The sequence below is a fragment of the Pseudescherichia sp. genome, assembly GCF_031979925.1.
GTDB lineage: Bacteria > Pseudomonadota > Gammaproteobacteria > Enterobacterales > Enterobacteriaceae > Pseudescherichia.
In genome coordinates, this window is the sequence record NZ_DALZFB010000006.1 from 73,395 (window position 1) to 91,270 (window position 17,876).

Below are 17,876 nucleotides of genomic sequence, written 5' to 3' on the forward strand. Positions count from 1 at the left end.
TTACGGCCTTGTAGTAGTAACGGAATTAACAAACCACTGCTGGATATTGCTCATCGCGGAGTGCGAGGTATCCAGAATCGGCTGCGGATAGATGCCAAGCAGTACCAGAAGTACCACCAGCAGCAGGATGATGAACAGCTCACGCAGCGACATCCCTGGCAGTTCTTTAGCGGCAATTTCACTCTTCGCCTTACCGAAGTAGGCGCGGTGCAGCATCGCCAGCGAGTAAACCGAGGCGAAAACCAGACCAAAGGTCGAGATCACGGTGATGACCGGTACGACGCCGAAGCTGCCGAAGAGGATCATAAACTCGCCCACGAAATTACCGGTACCCGGCATCCCGAGGGTGGCGACGGCAAAGAACATCGACAGCGCTGGCAGCCACTTAATTTTGCTCCACAGGCCGCCCATCATGCGCATATCACGGGTGTGCAGACGCTCATAGAGCTGGCCGCAGATGATGAACAGACCGGCCGCAGAGAGACCGTGAGCAATCATCTGGATCACCGCACCCTGATAGGCGAGCTGGCTGCCGGTATAGATGGCGATCAGCACAAAGCCCATGTGGGAGACGGAGGTGTAAGCAATCAGACGTTTAATATCGGTCTGGGCAAAGGCCATCCACGCGCCGTAGAAGATACCGATTACACCCAGCCACATCGCGATAGGCGCAAACTCGGCAGAGGCGTTCGGGAAGAGCGGCAGCGCAAAGCGCAGCAGACCATAGGCCGCGGTTTTCAGCAAAATCCCCGCGAGGTCAACGGAACCGGCGGTCGGTGCCTGGGAGTGGGCATCCGGCAGCCAGCCATGCAGCGGTACGACCGGCATTTTCACCGCAAAGGCGATGAAGAAGCCCAGCATCAGCAGGTATTCTACGCCGTGGGACATCGGGGTGTTCAGCAGCTGCTCGTAGTTGAAGGTCCAGACGCCGGTGGCGCTGTAGTGGACAAACACCAGCCCAAGGATCGCAATTAGCATCACCAGCCCGCTCGCCTGGGTGTAGATGAAGAACTTGGTGGCCGCCGTGATACGCGTTTTACCATCGGAGGCCTTGTGGCCCCAGAGCGCGATCAGGAAGTACATCGGCACCAGCATCATCTCCCAGAAGAAGAAGAAGAGGAACATGTCGATGGCAAGGAACACGCCGATCACGCCACCCAGGATCCACATCAGGTTGAGGTGGAAGAAGCCCTGGTATTTTTCGATCTCACGCCATGAGCAGAGTACCGCCAGCACGCCGAGGAAGCCGGTCAGGACGACCATCAGCAGCGACAGACCGTCCAGCGCCAGGTGAATGGTGATACCAAAGCGTGGGATCCACGGCAGCACAAACTCAGACTGCCACTGCGGCAGACCCGCAGCCTGGGTAAGAGAGTAGCCGCCCTGCATCCATAGCTGCAGGGAGAGCGCCAGCGTCAGCCCCATTGTTACCAGCGCGATCCAGCGCGGCACCTTCACGCCGAAGCGTTCAGTTTGCCAGCAGAGGAAGCCGCCGATAAAGGGAATTAATATTAGCCAGGGTAGTAACATGGCGGTTCTTATTCCTTGTTAAATTCTGTATCGCCGGGTGGCGCTGCGCTTACCCGGCCTACAGGTTAGACCGTAGGCCCGGCAAGCGCGAGCGCCGCCGGGCATCACCTGCATTATTAAATCAACGCAAAACCACTAAGAGCGCGAGCACCACGACTGCACCAACGCTCATGGATGCCACATACCAGCGTAGCTGTCCGTTTTCGCTGAACAGCAGGCCTTTCCCAGCAAAGCGGGAGAGAATAGCCGGCGTGTTCATCAACGCATTCAGCGGATCGCGCTTAATCAGCCACGCAATGCCGAGGAAAGGTTTAACGAAGATTTTGTCATACAGCCAGTCGAAGCCCCAGGCGTTGTACCACCAGGTGCCCAGCAGACGACCCGGTGCGCTGTTGGCAATGGAGGTGACCAGCGTACGCTTGCCCAGCCACAGCCATGCGGCAATCAGGATCCCGGCGATAGCGACCACGCCCGAGGTGATCTCCAGCGTCAGCACGCGGCCGTGCTCAAGCTCGGTGGTATCCGGCAGCACGCCCTGCAGCGGCGGTACAATCATCGCCCCAACAAAGGTCGAGAGGACCAGCAGCACAATCAGCGGCAGGTGGTGGGTAATCCCCTTCCCGGCGTGGGCATGGATCTGCTCTTTACCGTGGAAGACGATAAAGATCATCCGGAAGGTATAGAGCGAGGTCATGAACGCGCCGACCAGGCCCGCCACCATCAGGTTGATATGGCCGTTCGCCATCGCCCCGGCGAGGATCTCATCTTTACTGAAGAAGCCCGCGGTGATCAGCGGCAGAGCCGCCAGCGCCGCACCGCCTACCAGGAAGCAGACGTAGACCAGCGGAATTGACTTACGTAGCCCGCCCATCTTGAAGATGTTCTGCTCGTGGTGGCAGGCAAGGATCACCGAACCAGACGAGAGGAACAGCAGCGCTTTAAAGAAGGCGTGGGTCATCAGGTGGAAAATCGCCGCATCCCATGCCTGCACGCCCAGCGCGAGGAACATGTAGCCAATCTGGCTCATGGTGGAGTAAGCAAGAACGCGTTTGATGTCGGTCTGCACCAGCGCCGCAAAACCCGCCAGCACCAGAGTAACCGCGCCGACGATCCCTACCAGATGCAGGATCTCCGGCGTCATCAGGAACAGGCCGTGGGTACGGGCGATCAGGTAGACACCGGCGGTAACCATCGTCGCAGCGTGGATCAGCGCCGAGACCGGCGTCGGGCCAGCCATCGCGTCCGCAAGCCAGGTCTGCAACGGCAGCTGCGCCGATTTACCGACCGCGCCGCCCAGCAGCATCAGCGTCGCCCACGTCAGCATGTTGTTACCCGCTTCGAAGTGCGCAGGTGCCAGCTCGACCATCTCACGGAAGTTCAGCGTGCCAAGCTCGGTGTAGAGAATGAACAGGGCGAAAGCGAGGAAGACGTCACCCACACGGGTCACGACAAACGCTTTCATCGCCGCCGCGCCGTTCTTCGGATCGGTGTAGTAGAAGCCGATCAGCAGATAGGAGCAGAGGCCCACGCCTTCCCAGCCGAGGTACATCAGCAGCAGGTTGTCCGCCAGCACCAGCACCACCATGCTCGCGATGAACAGGTTGGTGTAGGCGAAGAAGCGGGAGTAGCCCTCCTCCCCGCGCATGTACCAGGAGGCGAACATGTGGATCAGGAAGCCAACGCCGGTCACCACCGAGAGCATGGTCAGCGACAGGCCGTCCAGCACCAGATTGACGCCGATGTTGAAATCGCCCACCGCCATCCAGGTCCACAGCGGCTGGCTGAAGGCCTCGCGTCCGTTGTTAAAGAAGTCAACGCCAGCAATCACCGTTACCAGCGCCGCCAGCCCGACGGAGCCCATCCCCACCGCGGCGGAGAGGTTTTCCGACCAGCGGCCACGGGAGAACGACAGAAGCAGAAAGCCAATCAATGGCAAAATAATGGTTAAGGCAAGCATGTTCATCCACGCAACTCACTTACTGAATCGATATTCAGGTTCTGGCGACGGCGATGCAGCTGGAGCAGCAGCGCCAGGCCAATACTGGCTTCCGCTGCCGCAAGGCTAATCGCGAGGATATACATCACCTGGCCGTCGGTCTGGCCCCAGTAGCTGCCCGCGACGACAAAAGCCAGCGCGGCGGCGTTAATCATGATTTCCAGCCCAATCAGCATGAACAGCAGGTTGCGGCGGATGATAAGCCCCGTCAGCCCGAGCACAAACAGAACGGCGGCAAGGATCAATCCGTGTTGTAAGGGGATCATACGTGCTCCTCCGTTTTTCTTTTCGCATCCGCCGGACGGTTGCTGAGCACCTCGCCCGGACGCTCTTCGCGGCCAACGTGGAAGGCCACTACCAGACCGGCCAGCAGCAGCATAGAGGCCAGCTCAACTGCCAGAACGTATGGCCCAAACAGGGTAATGCCTACCGCTTTCGCGCTAATCGAGGTGCCATCAATGCCCTGATCGTTAACGGTGAGGATGGCGTAAACCATCACCACCAGCAGCACGGCAGAGACCAGCCCCGGACCGATCCACACCTGCGGCTTCAGCCACTGGCGCTCCTGCTCGATCTCGGCTCCGCCAAGGTTAAGCATCATCACCACGAATACGAACAGCACCATAATGGCCCCGGCGTAGACGATGATCTCCAGCGCACCGGCGAAGTAGGCACCAAGGGAGAAGAAGACCCCGGAAATCGCCAGCAGGGAGACAATCAGGTATAGCAGCGCATGCACCGGATTGGTGTGCGTGATCACGCGTAGCGTAGTCACGATGGCAACAAGGCCACAGATATAAAAAGCGAACTCCATTGCCCCTCTCCTTACGGTAACAGGCCCTTGACGTCGATAGGTTTGGCTTCGTTTTCCGCCTCGCCCTTATCTTTGCCGTCGATTGCCATACCTGCCATCCGGTAGAAGTTATATTCCGGATATTTACCCGGACCGGAGATCAGCAGATCCTCTTTTTCGTAAACCAGGTCCTGACGCTTGAACTCGCCCAGCTCGAAGTCTGGCGTAAGCTGGATTGCGGTAGTCGGACAAGCCTCTTCACACATGCCACAGAAGATGCAGCGTGAGAAGTTGATACGGAAAAACTCTGGATACCAGCGGCCATCGACGGTTTCCGCTTTTTGCAGCGAAATACAGCCTACGGGGCAGGCTACCGCACACAGGTTACAGGCAACGCAGCGCTCTGCGCCGTCCGGATCGCGGGTTAATACAATACGGCCACGGTAGCGCGGCGGCAGATAAACCGGCTCTTCCGGATACATACGGGTTTCGCGTTTGGCAAACGCGTGCAGGCCGATCATCCAGATACTGCGTACCTGGGTGCCGAAACCTACGATTAACTCTTTTAAGGTCATGGTCTTTTCATCCCTTATTGCGCCTGCCACAGAATGACAGCCGCCGTTACCAGCAGGTTGATTAGCGTAAGCGGCAGGCACACTTTCCAGCCGAAGGACATCACCTGGTCATAACGCGGACGCGGTAATGCTGCGCGAATCAAAATGAACATCATCATGAAGAATGCTGTTTTCAGGGCAAACCAGACGAACGGAGGTAAGAACGGGCCGTGCCAGCCACCGAAGAACAGGGTGACGATCAGCGCGGACACGGTAACGATAGCAACGTACTCACCCACAAAGAACAGACCGAACTTCATGCCGGAGTATTCAATGTGGTAACCGTCCGCCAGCTCCTGCTCGGCCTCTGGCTGGTCAAACGGATGACGGTGACACACCGCAACGCCTGCAATCGCAAAGGTGATGAAACCAAAGAACTGGGGAATGATGTTCCACAGGTGCGTCTGGTTGTTGACGATGTCGGTCATATTGAATGAACCGGCCTGCGCCACAACGCCCATCAGCGACAGCCCGAGGAATACCTCGTAGCTGAGCGTCTGGGCAGAGGCGCGCATCGCCCCCAGCAGGGAGTATTTGTTGTTACTCGACCAGCCGGCAAACAGCACCGCGTAGACCGTCAACCCCGCCATCATCAGGAAGAAGAGGATGCCGATGTTAAGGTCCGCGACTACCCACGTCGGGCTGACCGGCACAATGGCAAAGGCCAGCAGCAGCGAGGTAAAGGCGATCATCGGGGCGAGGGTGTAGATCATGCGATCCGAGAAGCGCGGGATCCAGTCCTCTTTAAAGAACATCTTGATCATGTCCGCCACCAGCTGGAGTGAGCCACCCCAGCCTACGCGGTTCGGTCCATAACGGTTCTGGAACAGGCCGAGCAGACGACGCTCGGCAAAGCTCATGAACGCGCCGCAGATGACCACCACCAGCAGGATCGCCAACGCCTTAAGAATGCCGATCAGGATATCAATCAGCTCCGGTGTTAACCAACTCATTGCTGTGCCTCCTGCAAGTTCTCAAGACGTGCGCCCGCCAGCACCGGTGCGATGCCCGGCATACCCATCGGCAAGCCTACCTGCCCTGCTGTCAAACCGTCTGCAATCACCAGCGGCAGGGTTACCGTCTGGCCCTCGTAGCTAAATGCGACCTGTGCGCCCGCATTGACGCCAAGCTTCGCGGCATCTGCCGGGTTAAGCTTGATGTACGGCTGCGGCATCCTGCTCTGGAACACCGGAGAGCGCTGGGACATCTCATCGCTGCCGAAGAGGTGATAGTACGGTGCAACGCGCCATTTCCCCTCTTCCGCCTGGAAGCCCGCCGGTACGCGATCGAAATACTCCAGCCCGTTGGCAGAGGCTTCGATCAGACGCACGCCTGGATCGCCATGACGCAGTTTGCCACCCACTTCGGCCTGGAACTTGTTCCACGCCTGCGGTGAGTTCCAGCCCGGTGCCCAGGCAAACGGAATTTGCGAGCGCGGTGCGGACGGCTGGTTGTTCCCTTCCATCGAGAAGGCGAACATGGTGTCTTTATCCTGCGGCTGACGCGGCTCGTGCACGTTGATATTGGCGCGCATCGCCGTCCGGCCGCTGTAGCGGTGCGGTTCACGGGCCAGTTTCTGACCGCGAATGCGGAAGCTGGCGTCCGGCGCGGCATCTTTGATACCGGCCAGCTGCGGCAGTTGGGCAATTGCGGCGTCGATCACGTGATCGAGCTGGGTCCAGTCGACTTCGCGGTTCAGTACGGTGCTGTGCAGGGAGTGCAGCCAGCGCCAGCTCTCCAGCATCACGGCGCTGCTGTCGTAGTAGGCCGGATCGTAAACCTGGAAGAAGCGCTGGGCGCGACCTTCGTTGTTGATCACCGTCCCGTCGCTTTCGGCGAAGCTTGCCGCCGACAGCACCAGGTGCGCTTTCTCCATGATCGCCGTGCGCTGATGATCAATGACCATCACCAGCGGCGCTTTCGAGAGCGCAGCATCAACGCGGGCCGCAGAGGCGTGACGATGGAGATCGTTCTCCAGCACCACCACGGCATCCGCCGCGCCGCTCTCCAGTTCGCTCAGGGCGTCATCAAGGGAGCCGCCGCCGATCATACCGAGGCCGACGCTATTCACCGCCCGGGCAATCATGGTTACGCCAACGTCTGCGCCGCGTCCCTTCAGGGCCTTGGCCACGTTCGCTGCCGCCTGGATCACTTCGGCGCTACCGGCGTTGGTGCCGGAGATAATCAGCGGTTTTTTCGCCCCGGCCAGCGCCTGGACAATCACATCAATTTTGTTCTGCAGATCGCGATCGATACCCTCGACCGCTGGCGCAGAGCCGTCCAGCGCATTGGCGATGGCAAAGCCTAAGCGCGCCTGGTCCTCTACCGGAGCGCGGTAGGTCCACGCGGCGATATCGTCCAGACGGGTGCTGTCAACGTTGGTCACGAACAGCGGATGCTTGGCACGCTGGCCGATGTTAAGGATCGCGGCAATCTGCCAGTCGGCCACTTTCTGGGCCGCGGCCATCTCACGCGCTTTGCCTTTCACCGCCTGACGCACCGCCAGCGCGGCACGCGCACCGGTCTGGGTCAGATCTTCACCGAGGATCAGCACCGCGTCGTAGCTCTCAATTTCGCGCAGCGCCGGGGTATGGATGCCCCCTTCGCGCAGCACCTTCAGGGCCAGCTCAAGACGCTCCTGCTCACCTTTGGCGATGCCGGTATAGAAGTTCCCGGCACCCACCAGTTCACGCAGGGCAAAGTTGCTCTCGACGCTGGCGCGTGGGGAGCCGATACCGATCACTTTCTTCGACTGGCGCAGAATATCTGCCGCACCCTGCATCGCCTGCTCGGCGTTGAGGGCGATCAGATCGTCGCCGCGACGCTGAACCGGCTGGCGCGGACGATCCTTCAGGTTCACGTAGCCGTAGCCAAAACGGCCGCGGTCGCAGAGGAAGTAGTGGTTAACGGTGCCGTTATAGCGGTTTTCGATACGACGCAGCTCGCCGTAGCGTTCGCCGGGGCTGGTGTTACAGCCGAGGGAGCACTGCTGGCAGATGCTCGGCGCAAACTGCATATCCCACTTACGGTTGTAGCGCTCGGAGTGCGTTTTGTCGGTAAAGACGCCGGTCGGGCAGATCTCAACCAGGTTGCCGGAGAACTCGCTCTCCAGCACGCCATCTTCCGGGCGGCCAAAGTAGACGTTGTCATGCGCGCCATAGACGCCCAGATCGGTACCGTCAGCGTAGTCTTTGTAGTAGCGTACGCAGCGGTAGCAGGCGATGCAGCGGTTCATCTCATGGGAGATGAATGGCCCCAGATCCTGGTTGCGGTGGGTGCGTTTCGTAAAGCGATAGCGGCGGAAGCTATGACCCGTCATGACGGTCATATCCTGCAGGTGGCAGTTGCCCCCCTCTTCACAGACCGGACAGTCGTGCGGATGGTTGGTCATCAGCCACTCTACGACGCTCTCACGGAACTGCTTTGCCTCTTCGTCATCGATAGAGATAAAGGTGTTGTCCGTCGCGGGTGTCATACAGGACATCACCAGGCGACCGCGCGTATCTTCCGCGTTCTGGTACTGCTTCACCGCACACTGGCGGCAAGCGCCGACGCTTCCCAGCGCCGGATGCCAGCAAAAATACGGGATATCAAGACCTAACGAGAGACATGCCTGTAGCAGGTTGTCCGCCCCGTTGACCTCGTAATCTTTGCCGTCTACATGAATCGTAGCCATTAGCATGCTTCCAAAATAAATAAACTTTTAGATTACCAGCGCGTCTTGAGCAGGTTAGGCTGAATACCGTTGATCAGGTGGGTATTGCTAAACTGCTGCTTGATGCCTGCTTCGAATTCTTCGCGGAAATATTTTATTGCACTCTGCAGAGGCTCTACCGCGCCTGGCGCATGGGCACAAAAGGTTTTACCCGGCCCCAGGAATCGACACAGCTGCTCAAGCGTCTCGATATCGCCAGGCTGACCTTCGCCGCGCTCAAGGGCGCGCAGGATCTTCACGCTCCACGGCAGGCCGTCGCGACAAGGCGTACACCAGCCACAGGATTCGCGGGCAAAAAACTCTTCCAGGTTGCGCACCAGCGATACCATGTTGATTTCGTGGTCCACCGCCATCGCCAGCGCAGTACCCAGACGGCTGCCGGCTTTGCCAATGCTGGCAAACTCCATCGGCAGGTCGAGGTGCGCATCGGTGAGGAAGTCGGTTCCCGCGCCGCCCGGCTGCCAGGCCTTGAACTTCAGCCCATCGCGCATGCCGCCAGCGTAGTCTTCAAGGATCTCGCGTGCGGTAGTGCCAAACGGCAACTCCCAGACGCCGGGATTTTTCACGCGGCCGGAGAAGCCCATCAGCTTGGTGCCGTTGTCTTCGCTTTTCGAGATACCCTGATACCACTCGACGCCGTTAGCGAGGATCGCCGGGACGTTACACAGGGTTTCAACGTTATTTACGCAGGTCGGCTTGCCCCACACCCCGGAGCTTGCCGGGAACGGCGGCTTGGAGCGCGGGTTGGCACGGCGGCCTTCCAGGGAGTTGATCAGCGCGGTCTCTTCACCGCAGATGTAGCGCCCTGCCCCGGTGTGGACAAACAGCTCGAAGTCGAAGCCGGTGCCGAGAATATTTTTACCCAGCAGCCCCGCCTCGGTCGCTTCGGCGATGGCGCGGCGCAGGCGCTCGGCGGCCTCAATATATTCACCGCGCAGGAAGATGTAGCCCCGGTACGCTTTCAGCGCAAAGGCGGAGATCAGCATCCCTTCCACCAGCAGGTGCGGGAGCTGCTCCATCAGCAGGCGGTCTTTATAGGTGCCCGGCTCCATCTCATCGGCGTTACACAGCAGGTAACGGATGTTCATGGATTCGTCTTTCGGCATCAGGCTCCACTTCAAACCGGTGGAGAAGCCCGCGCCGCCGCGCCCTTTCAGGCCCGAATCTTTAACCGCGTTAACGATCTCATCAGGTGCCATGCCGGTGAGCGCCTTACGCGCCCCGGCGTAGCCGTTTTTGCTCTGGTACTCATCCAGCCAGACCGGCTGCTTATCTGCACGCAGACGCCAGGTTAGCGGATGGGTTTCAGGAGTCAGGATAATGTTTTTCATTATTTATACTGCTCCAGCAGGTCAGGGATGGCTTCCGGCGTCAGATAGCTGTGCGTATCGTCGTCGATCATCATTGTTGGACCCTTGTCGCAGTTCCCCAGGCAGCAGGTCGGCAGCAGGGTGAAACGGCCATCAAAGGTGGTCTGTCCCGGCTTGATATCGAGTTTTTTCTCAATTGCGGCCTGGATGCCCTGATAACCAGTGATATGGCACACTACGCTATCGCAGTAGCGGATAACGTGACGGCCCACCGGCTGGCGGAAGATCTGGCTGTAGAAGGTAGCGACACCCTCTACGTCGCTGGCCGGAATATCCAGCACCTCGGCGATGGCGTAGATCGCCCCATCCGGCACCCAGCCACGCTGCTTCTGAACGATTTTCAGCGCTTCGATGGACGCCGCACGCGGGTCTTCGTAGTGGTGCTTCTCGTGCTCAATAGCATCACGCTCTGCCGCACTCAGCTCAAAAGCCTCGGTCTGTGGTTGTTGATTCTCGTGCATAATTAGCGGTCCACGTCTGACATAACAAAATCGATACTACCCAGATAGACAATCAGGTCAGAGACCAGGCTGCCACGGATCGCCGCAGGGATCTGCTGCAGGTGCGGGAAGCTCGGCGTACGCACGCGGGTGCGGTAGCTCATGGTGCTGCCATCGCTGGTCAGGTAGTAGCTGTTGATACCCTTGGTTGCCTCAATCATCTGGAAGGATTCGTTGGCCGGCATGACCGGGCCCCAGGAAACCTGCAGGAAGTGGGTGATTAGGGTTTCAATATGCTGAAGCGTGCGCTCTTTCGGCGGCGGCGTCGTCAGCGGGTGATCCGCCTTGAACGGGCCTTCCGGCATGTTGTTGAGGCACTGCTCAAGAATGCGCAGGCTCTGGCGCAGCTCTTCCACCTTCAGCATCACGCGGGTGTAGGCATCGCTGATGCCGCCGCCAACCGGGATCTCAAAGTCGAAGTTTTCATAGCCAGAGTAAGGACGCGCCTTACGCACGTCGAAGTCGATACCGGTAGCACGCAGGCCAGCCCCGGTGGTGCCCCACTCCAGCGCCTCTTTCGCGCCGTAGGCGGCTACGCCCTTCGAACGGCCAATCAGAATGGTGTTGCGCAGCGCGGCTTTCTCGTAGGAGTCCAGACGCTTCGGCATCCACTCGAGGAACTCACGCAGTAGGCGGTCCCAGCCGCGCGGCAGATCGTGCGCCACGCCGCCAATGCGGAACCAGGCCGGGTGCATACGGAAGCCGGTGATGGCCTCAACCAGATCGTAGATTTTCTGGCGATCGGTGAAGGCGAAGAAGACCGGCGTCATCGCCCCGACGTCCTGAATAAAGGTCGAGATATAGAGTAGGTGACTGTTGATACGGAACAGCTCGGAGAGCATGACGCGGATAACATCAACGCGCTCAGGCACCTTGATACCTGCCAGCTTCTCAACCGCCAGCACGTACGGCATCTCGTTCACGCAGCCACCGAGGTATTCGATACGGTCAGTGTATGGAATGTAGCTGTGCCAGGACTGACGCTCGCCCATCTTCTCTGCGCCACGGTGGTGGTAACCGATATCCGGCACGCAGTCGACGATCTCTTCACCATCAAGCTGCAGGATAATACGGAACGCACCATGCGCCGACGGGTGGTTCGGGCCGAGGTTGAGGAACATAAAGTCCTCATTGGCAGTGCCGCGCTTCATGCCCCACTCTTCCGGCTTGAAGGTCAGCGCCTCCATCTCCAGATCCTGCTTGGCTTTGGTCAGCTCAAACGGATCGAACTCGGTGGCGCGCGCCGGGTAGTCTTTACGCAGCGGGTGGCCGGTCCAGGTCTGCGGCATCATGATGCGCGTCAGGTGCGGGTGGCCTTCGATATTGATGCCAAACATCTCCCAGGTTTCACGCTCGTACCAGTTGGCGTTGGGGAAGAGTTTGGTGAAGGTCGGCACGTTGAGATCGTTTTCTGACAGCGCGACCTTGAGCATGATGTCGCGGTTACGCTCGATGGAGAGCAGGTGGTAGAAAACGGAAAAATCCGCGGCGGGCAGACCGTCGCGGTGCGTGCGTAGACGTTCGTCCATGCCGTGCAGATCGTACAGCATGACGTAAGGCTTCGGCAGTTTCTTTAAGAAATCGCCCACTTCCAGTAACTGTTCACGCTTTACCCAAACAACAGGGACGCCGGTGCGGGTCGCCTGAACGGTAAAGGCATCCGGCCCAAAACGGTTGCGCAGTTCGCCAATAACTGGGTCATCCAGGTGATCCCGGGTTTGCCAGAACGCGTCTTGCGCGGTTAAGTCGGTCATAATGTTCACCATTGCAAAGGGTCCGTGGTGACTGCCGGGCGTGGCTTCGCGCTATAAGTTTATTATGCGAAGGAGTTTTCCACGGCCCGCAGGCGCAAATTAAATCTCGTCCGGCGTACGCAGGTTGGTAACAGCAATGCGTTCGCCGCGTTTGCGCTCGCGCTCTGACTGCATGTTGGCGCGATAGACGCCCTGGTCGCCCACTACCCATGAGAGCGGACGACGCTCTTTGCCAATCGACTCCTGGAGCAGCATCAGCGCCTGCATATAGGCTTCCGGACGCGGCGGGCAGCCCGGGATATACACATCAACCGGGAGGAATTTATCAACGCCCTGCACCACAGAGTAGATGTCGTACATGCCGCCGGAGTTGGCGCAGGCACCCATGGAGATAACCCACTTCGGCTCCAGCATCTGATCGTACAGACGCTGAATAACCGGGGCCATTTTGGTAAACGGCGTACCGGCGATCACCATCAGGTCGGCCTGGCGAGGCGAGGCGCGCAGGACTTCCGCACCAAAGCGTGCCACGTCGTGCACCGCCGTAAAGGAGGTCACCATCTCAACGTAGCAGCAGGAGAGACCGAAGTTGTACGGCCAAATAGAGTTTTTACGACCCCAGTTAACCATGCCGTGCATAACGTCTTCGAGCTTGCCCATGAATACGCTGCGGTTAACTTCTTGCTCGAGGGGGTCGGTTACGATCTCCTGTTTTTGCAGGGGGTAACGGTCGTTCTCACCGTTGGGATCGATGCGGGTGAGCGTGTAATCCATCTTATTGCCTCGCTGTTAGCGTTGACGGTTAGTGATATTGCCTGACTCAGGGTTGAAGCGCTCGCGGCGTGAACGCGCGGGCGTCCAGTCCAGCGCGCCAATACGCACCAGATAAACCAGACCAGCCAGCAGCACTAAAATAAAAATTGCAGCCTCAACAAAGCCAACCCAGCCGCTTTCGCGAATGGAGGTTGACCATGCAAACAGGTAAAGCGCTTCGACGTCGAAGATGACGAAGAACATGGCGACCAGATAGAACTTGGCAGAGAGGCGCAGACGAGCGGTGCCAACGGAATCGATACCCGATTCAAAAGGCGTGTTCTTGTGCCGCGCGCGGGCGCGCCCGCCCAGTAACCAGCCGCCGACCAGCATCAGGCAGCATAAGCCAATGGCAACAATAAGAAAGATCGCGAATGCCCAGTGATGAGCAATAACTTCAGTGGATGTTGACATACGCATTGCTTAACTCAAAAAGTGGCACCGTTACCTCTGCTCTTCTCGGCAGATGGACGCCACACTGTTTAAGGGAGGAACAAAAAAAACCTTACACTCACTGTTAGAAACGGCTTAGACAGCTAAATGATGGGGTTTTTTACTCCTTTCTATAACCTTTTGTCAACTTAGAACAAAAGTTCCTTCACATTAGTTTACAGCGGTAGCAATTCATTAACATAAAATGCCTTTTTTTCCACCAACACCCATTTTTTATAGGGCGTTTAGCGATGTTGAATCGTGTCCGTTGTGCGCTGATACAAAAAGTACCCTCTTATTTTGACAGGATTTTGGCAGGATTCCTCCCCCTCTATGGGAGTATTTTCTTGATCTGCGACACGCTTTTGTTAATTCACACAAAAAAACGGCAACAATCAGACTTGTTTTTTAACATGAACTTTCGCTATGCATAGTAGCATACAAAGCAGGGTTAAATAGCGGCGGGCGCGCTTAACTGACTGATGTACAACGCGTTAAAAAATGATTCTTGATAATTAGTGCGGAAATAGCGTTTGAAACGCGCCGCTGGCAAATTTTATGCTACCAGCGACTCGCTCTGTTTTTCAGGAGATGTTATCTGCTTCAGGCAATCCTGTTACCTACGTTCCCGGCTACTCAAAGTCCCCTTCAACGATCAAAGAGCCATCTCCCCCCTGAGGTGTAGCAGCACCATAGTGCCAGGGCGTCTGGTAATCCGCCATAGCCTGAAAAACGACCTGAGCCAGTTCATTCTGGCTTTGCGGATTATGACAGAGGAGATATTCAGTCTCCGCCAGCACAGGCAGACCGTCGCTCGGTCCCAGCACCCGCAGATCGGCACTCATCATCTCTACCGGCCTGGCTGTGATCCCCAGTCCAGCCTTGACCGCCGACTTCACCGCCGAGAGCGTCGAGGCTACGTAGGCCATACGCCACGGAATACCGGCAGCATCAAGAGTATTGAGCACGCTGTCGCGGAAAGGGTTGGGATCGTCAAGGAAGACCAGCGGCAGCGTCTCGCCTTTCTGCAGGACATACTCTGCCGCACAATACCAGTGCGTAGGCGAAGTACGCAGCGTCAAATGTTCAAACTGGTGGGGCCGATGGGTAGTGACCATAAGATCAACCTCCTGGGCCGCGAGCATCTCAGCCATTGAGAGATTACGCTTAACCCGCACGTCCAGCGCCAGTCTGGGATAGCTCGAACTGATACGATTTAACAGAAACGGTAAAATAGTATCCGCAGAGTCGTCCGAGGCGCCGACGGTTAATACTCCCTGCAAATTATTAAACATTAATGAGCTACAGGCCTCATCATTAAAGCGCAGGATTTTTCGGGCATAGCCCAGCAGTTGGATGCCGTGTTCAGTTAGCAGCTTATTCCGACCATGGCGAACGAAAAGCTCCTTGCCTACCAGCTGCTCCAGACGCTGCATCTGCTGGCTCACCGCTGATTGCGTTCGGCATACCGCCACGGCGGCAGCCGCAAAGGTGTTTAAGTCGGCGACGGCAACGAACGTTCTCAGCAGATCGAGGTCGAGATTGAGTATCGGACGATTTGCATTAATCATATGTTTTCACTTACAGGGTACTCCTGACGAGCGCCCCGGCTTTTGCTGTGTTCAAAGATTTAAGCAATCCCCGTTGAGAGGCGGTCTGCACAATCGGTACAAAACCGATCGTTGCTAATAATTCGCTTACGTTCACGAACCTCTATATATACATACAGCATTACACTGTAAATTATTTTAAGAAGCCGCATGCTATTACTGCATCACTGAACGCGATCGAAAATCATTTACCGAATCATCTCAGGAAGATTAGCGGGAAAAAATTCTTAATATCAATTAATTGTATATTCAGTCAGAGAATTACACGGGTACCATTATCGCTTTTAGCCGTAGTCTCTGCTGGTCATCTTACCTCATACCCGCATCAGTTATAAGTACCTATGCGGATGACCTTAACCCCCCCTGATGTTATACCGGGGAGCCTGATGCTATTAATATTAACAATCGTCCATCATCGCAAGGTGTCGTATTAAATAATTATTAATTAATAATAGAATCTGTTCTAAATAGTACTTAACATTAGATCTACACTCAGTTCTGTTTACCCCGCCTCGCTCCTCCATTTCTGCACATCAGCGCTTAAGGTAATAACAAAAAACGGCCCGGCAGCAATGCTGAATACAGTGATAACAGCGGCAATTTTGCGATGCAGCAACAGATTAAGCCAAAATTGATATTTTTATCGAAATTATTAGCAGTTTAACCCGCGCGTTCGCAGCGTAAAAAACCGGTGGCGTCCGGTAGTCAGGGGCAAAATCTTCTTCTGTGCACCCTTCTAAACTGGCATTCGGGGGAGTACATTGTTCCGTGCTGACTTCCACGGCAGGGAGTAGCACCAACAGCTAAAAGGTCAACGATTCATGTCCCCCATCGAAAAATCCAGCAAATTAGACAATGTCTGTTATGACATTCGTGGTCCGGTTCTGAAAGAGGCAAAACGTCTTGAAGAAGAGGGTAACAAGGTACTGAAGCTTAATATCGGTAACCCTGCCCCCTTTGGCTTCGACGCCCCCGATGAGATCCTCGTAGACGTTATCCGTCACCTTCCGACGGCGCAGGGCTACAGCGACTCCAAAGGACTCTACAGCGCGCGCAAAGCGATTATGCAGCACTATCAGGCACGCGGCATGCGCGACGTCACCGTAGAAGATATCTATATCGGTAACGGCGTTTCTGAGCTGATCGTGCAGTCCATGCAGGCGCTGCTCAACAGCGGCGATGAGATGCTGGTTCCGGCCCCGGACTATCCCCTGTGGACGGCGGCTGTGTCGCTCTCCGGTGGCAAAGCGGTACACTATCTTTGCGATGAATCGTCTGACTGGTTCCCGGATCTGGATGATATCCGGGCGAAAATCACCCCCCGCACCCGGGGAATTGTGATCATCAATCCAAACAACCCCACCGGCGCGGTCTACTCCAAAGAGCTGCTGCTGGAGATAGTGGAAATCGCCCGCCAGCACAACCTGATTATCTTCGCCGATGAAATCTACGATAAGATCCTCTACGACGAGGCGGAGCACCACTCCATCGCCGCGCTGGCCCCTGACCTGCTGACGATTACCTTTAACGGCCTCTCTAAAACCTACCGCGTGGCCGGTTTCCGCCAGGGCTGGATGGTGCTTAACGGGCCGAAGAAGCACGCGAAAGGCTATATTGAAGGGCTGGAGATGCTGGCCTCCATGCGACTGTGCGCTAACGTGCCAGCCCAGCACGCTATCCAGACCGCGCTTGGCGGTTACCAGAGCATTAGCGAATTTATCGTGCCCGGCGGACGCCTCTATGAGCAGCGTAACCGTGCCTGGGAGCTGATTAACGAGATCCCCGGCGTGACCTGCACCAAACCAAAAGGCGCGCTCTATATGTTCCCGAAAATTGACATCAAACGCTTTAATATCCATGACGACCAGAAAATGGTGCTGGATTTCCTGCTGCAGGAGAAGGTGCTGCTGGTGCAGGGAACGGCCTTTAACTGGCCATGGCCGGATCACGTGCGTATTGTGACCCTGCCGCGTCTGGACGATCTGGAGATGTCTATCAACCGCTTTAGCCGCTTCCTCTCCGGCTACCATCAGTAAGCTTAACAAGGGGAAGATTTGCATCTTCCCCAGCTCTCTGCGCACAATGGATCCTTAGTGCCGTTACTGACAGGGTCCATTATGAGTACGAGTCAAAGCCACTTCTTCGCCCATCTCTCCCGCCTGAAGCTGATCAATCGCTGGCCGCTGATGCGCAACGTGCGTACCGAAAACGTCTCCGAGCATAGTTTACAGGTGGCGATGGTTGCTCATGCCCTGGCCGCGATTAAAAATCGCAAGTTTGGCGGCCAGGCTAATCCTGAACGCATTGCCCTGCTGGCCATGTACCACGACGCCTCAGAGGTGCTGACCGGCGATCTGCCAACGCCAGTAAAGTATTTCAACTCGCAGATTGCCCAGGAGTATAAGGCTATCGAAAAGATCGCCCAGCAGAAGCTGGTAGATATGGTGCCGGAAGAGCTGCGAGATATTTTTGCCGGACTGATCGATGAGCAGCAATATAGCGAAGAGGAGAAGTCGCTGGTGAAGCAGGCTGATGCCCTTTGCGCCTATCTGAAGTGCCTGGAGGAGCTATCCGCTGGCAACAACGAGTTCTCGCTGGCGAAGTCACGGCTGGAGAAGACCCTCGCCGCCCGCCGCAGCCCGGAGATGGACTACTTTATGGCAGTGTTTGTGCCGAGCTTCCATCTGTCGCTGGATGAGATAAGCCAGGATTCACCATTGTAAGCATAACGCCGGGTGGCGGCTGCGCC

Annotated in this window: 15 protein-coding genes; 2 read left to right on the forward strand and 13 right to left on the reverse strand. The window is 57.0% G+C overall.

Going from position 1 to position 17,876, the window contains the following annotated elements; all coding sequences use genetic code 11:
* The 13 genes from nuoM to lrhA form a co-directional block, all read right to left on the reverse strand.
* The gene (gene nuoM / locus RTM13_RS12205) at window positions 1–1,530 is read right to left on the reverse strand and encodes an NADH-quinone oxidoreductase subunit M (RefSeq protein WP_312212276.1); all 1,530 of its coding nucleotides are present in this window, start codon (window positions 1,528–1,530) and stop codon (window positions 1–3) included.
* 121 nt (window positions 1,531–1,651) lie between these two features.
* Window positions 1,652–3,493 (reverse strand): NADH-quinone oxidoreductase subunit L, encoded by a 1,842-nt coding sequence (nuoL, locus tag RTM13_RS12210; protein WP_312212277.1) that lies wholly within the window; start codon window positions 3,491–3,493, stop codon window positions 1,652–1,654.
* Window positions 3,490–3,792, reverse strand: a complete 303-nt coding sequence (gene nuoK, locus RTM13_RS12215; protein WP_312212278.1) for an NADH-quinone oxidoreductase subunit NuoK — start codon at window positions 3,790–3,792, stop codon at window positions 3,490–3,492. The genes nuoL and nuoK overlap by 4 nt, the downstream gene beginning before the upstream one ends.
* Window positions 3,789–4,340: an NADH-quinone oxidoreductase subunit J gene (gene nuoJ / locus RTM13_RS12220; RefSeq protein WP_103819008.1), complete on the reverse strand. Its 552-nt coding sequence runs from the start codon at window positions 4,338–4,340 to the stop codon at window positions 3,789–3,791. Before nuoJ ends, nuoK begins: the two co-directional genes overlap by 4 nt.
* A gap of 11 nt (window positions 4,341–4,351) precedes the next feature.
* Complete coding sequence (nuoI, locus tag RTM13_RS12225; RefSeq protein WP_042389578.1) at window positions 4,352–4,894, reverse strand: NADH-quinone oxidoreductase subunit NuoI; 543 nt, start codon at window positions 4,892–4,894, stop codon at window positions 4,352–4,354.
* Window positions 4,895–4,908: 14 nt separating this feature from the next.
* Window positions 4,909–5,886, reverse strand: a complete 978-nt coding sequence (gene nuoH, locus RTM13_RS12230; RefSeq protein ID WP_312212279.1) for an NADH-quinone oxidoreductase subunit NuoH — start codon at window positions 5,884–5,886, stop codon at window positions 4,909–4,911.
* Window positions 5,883–8,609 carry an NADH-quinone oxidoreductase subunit NuoG gene (gene nuoG, locus RTM13_RS12235; RefSeq protein WP_312212280.1) on the reverse strand — a complete coding sequence of 909 codons (2,727 nt, stop codon included), beginning with the start codon at window positions 8,607–8,609 and terminating at the stop codon, window positions 5,883–5,885. Before nuoG ends, nuoH begins: the two co-directional genes overlap by 4 nt.
* Window positions 8,610–8,641: 32 nt before the next feature.
* Complete coding sequence (gene nuoF, locus RTM13_RS12240; protein ID WP_154058074.1) at window positions 8,642–9,979, reverse strand: NADH-quinone oxidoreductase subunit NuoF; 1,338 nt, start codon at window positions 9,977–9,979, stop codon at window positions 8,642–8,644.
* The gene (nuoE, locus tag RTM13_RS12245; RefSeq protein WP_042389573.1) at window positions 9,979–10,479 is read right to left on the reverse strand and encodes an NADH-quinone oxidoreductase subunit NuoE; all 501 of its coding nucleotides are present in this window, start codon (window positions 10,477–10,479) and stop codon (window positions 9,979–9,981) included. Before nuoE ends, nuoF begins: the two co-directional genes overlap by 1 nt.
* 2 nt (window positions 10,480–10,481) lie before the next feature.
* Entirely contained in the window at window positions 10,482–12,284 is a 1,803-nt protein-coding gene (gene nuoC, locus RTM13_RS12250) for an NADH-quinone oxidoreductase subunit C/D (protein WP_312212281.1), read from the reverse strand.
* Between the two features lie 87 nt (window positions 12,285–12,371).
* Window positions 12,372–13,046, reverse strand: coding sequence for an NADH-quinone oxidoreductase subunit NuoB (gene nuoB, locus RTM13_RS12255; RefSeq protein ID WP_042389571.1), 675 nt, complete (start codon window positions 13,044–13,046; stop codon window positions 12,372–12,374).
* A 15-nt stretch (window positions 13,047–13,061) separates the two neighbouring features.
* Window positions 13,062–13,505: an NADH-quinone oxidoreductase subunit NuoA gene (gene nuoA, locus RTM13_RS12260; protein WP_042389569.1), complete on the reverse strand. Its 444-nt coding sequence runs from the start codon at window positions 13,503–13,505 to the stop codon at window positions 13,062–13,064.
* Between the two features lie 644 nt (window positions 13,506–14,149).
* Window positions 14,150–15,088 (reverse strand): transcriptional regulator LrhA, encoded by a 939-nt coding sequence (gene lrhA / locus RTM13_RS12265; protein WP_312212282.1) that lies wholly within the window; start codon window positions 15,086–15,088, stop codon window positions 14,150–14,152.
* 860 nt (window positions 15,089–15,948) lie between these two features.
* On the opposite strand from lrhA, the gene alaA reads away from it, so the two are divergent.
* Together alaA and yfbR are read left to right on the forward strand one after the other, a co-directional pair.
* Entirely contained in the window at window positions 15,949–17,163 is a 1,215-nt protein-coding gene (alaA, locus tag RTM13_RS12270) for an alanine transaminase AlaA (RefSeq protein WP_103819002.1), read from the forward strand.
* 81 nt (window positions 17,164–17,244) lie between these two features.
* Window positions 17,245–17,850 carry a 5'-deoxynucleotidase gene (gene yfbR, locus RTM13_RS12275; RefSeq protein WP_312212283.1) on the forward strand — a complete coding sequence of 202 codons (606 nt, stop codon included), beginning with the start codon at window positions 17,245–17,247 and terminating at the stop codon, window positions 17,848–17,850.
* Window positions 17,851–17,876 lie beyond the last annotated feature (26 nt).

Bases quoted from the DNA above. Each gene is read 5' to 3' on its own strand.
- nuoM (WP_312212276.1), bottom strand. From the start codon at position 1,530: ATGTTACTACCCTGGCTAATATTAATTCCCTTTATCGGCGGCTTCCTC.
- nuoL (WP_312212277.1), bottom strand. From the start codon at position 3,493: ATGAACATGCTTGCCTTAACCATTATTTTGCCATTGATTGGCTTTCTG.
- nuoK (WP_312212278.1), bottom strand. From the start codon at position 3,792: ATGATCCCCTTACAACACGGATTGATCCTTGCCGCCGTTCTGTTTGTG.
- nuoJ (WP_103819008.1), bottom strand. From the start codon at position 4,340: ATGGAGTTCGCTTTTTATATCTGTGGCCTTGTTGCCATCGTGACTACG.
- nuoI (WP_042389578.1), bottom strand. From the start codon at position 4,894: ATGACCTTAAAAGAGTTAATCGTAGGTTTCGGCACCCAGGTACGCAGT.
- nuoH (WP_312212279.1), bottom strand. From the start codon at position 5,886: ATGAGTTGGTTAACACCGGAGCTGATTGATATCCTGATCGGCATTCTT.
- nuoG (WP_312212280.1), bottom strand. From the start codon at position 8,609: ATGGCTACGATTCATGTAGACGGCAAAGATTACGAGGTCAACGGGGCG.
- nuoF (WP_154058074.1), bottom strand. From the start codon at position 9,979: ATGAAAAACATTATCCTGACTCCTGAAACCCATCCGCTAACCTGGCGT.
- nuoE (WP_042389573.1), bottom strand. From the start codon at position 10,479: ATGCACGAGAATCAACAACCACAGACCGAGGCTTTTGAGCTGAGTGCG.
- nuoC (WP_312212281.1), bottom strand. From the start codon at position 12,284: ATGGTGAACATTATGACCGACTTAACCGCGCAAGACGCGTTCTGGCAA.
- nuoB (WP_042389571.1), bottom strand. From the start codon at position 13,046: ATGGATTACACGCTCACCCGCATCGATCCCAACGGTGAGAACGACCGT.
- nuoA (WP_042389569.1), bottom strand. From the start codon at position 13,505: ATGCGTATGTCAACATCCACTGAAGTTATTGCTCATCACTGGGCATTC.
- lrhA (WP_312212282.1), bottom strand. From the start codon at position 15,088: ATGATTAATGCAAATCGTCCGATACTCAATCTCGACCTCGATCTGCTG.
- alaA (WP_103819002.1), top strand. From the start codon at position 15,949: ATGTCCCCCATCGAAAAATCCAGCAAATTAGACAATGTCTGTTATGAC.
- yfbR (WP_312212283.1), top strand. From the start codon at position 17,245: ATGAGTACGAGTCAAAGCCACTTCTTCGCCCATCTCTCCCGCCTGAAG.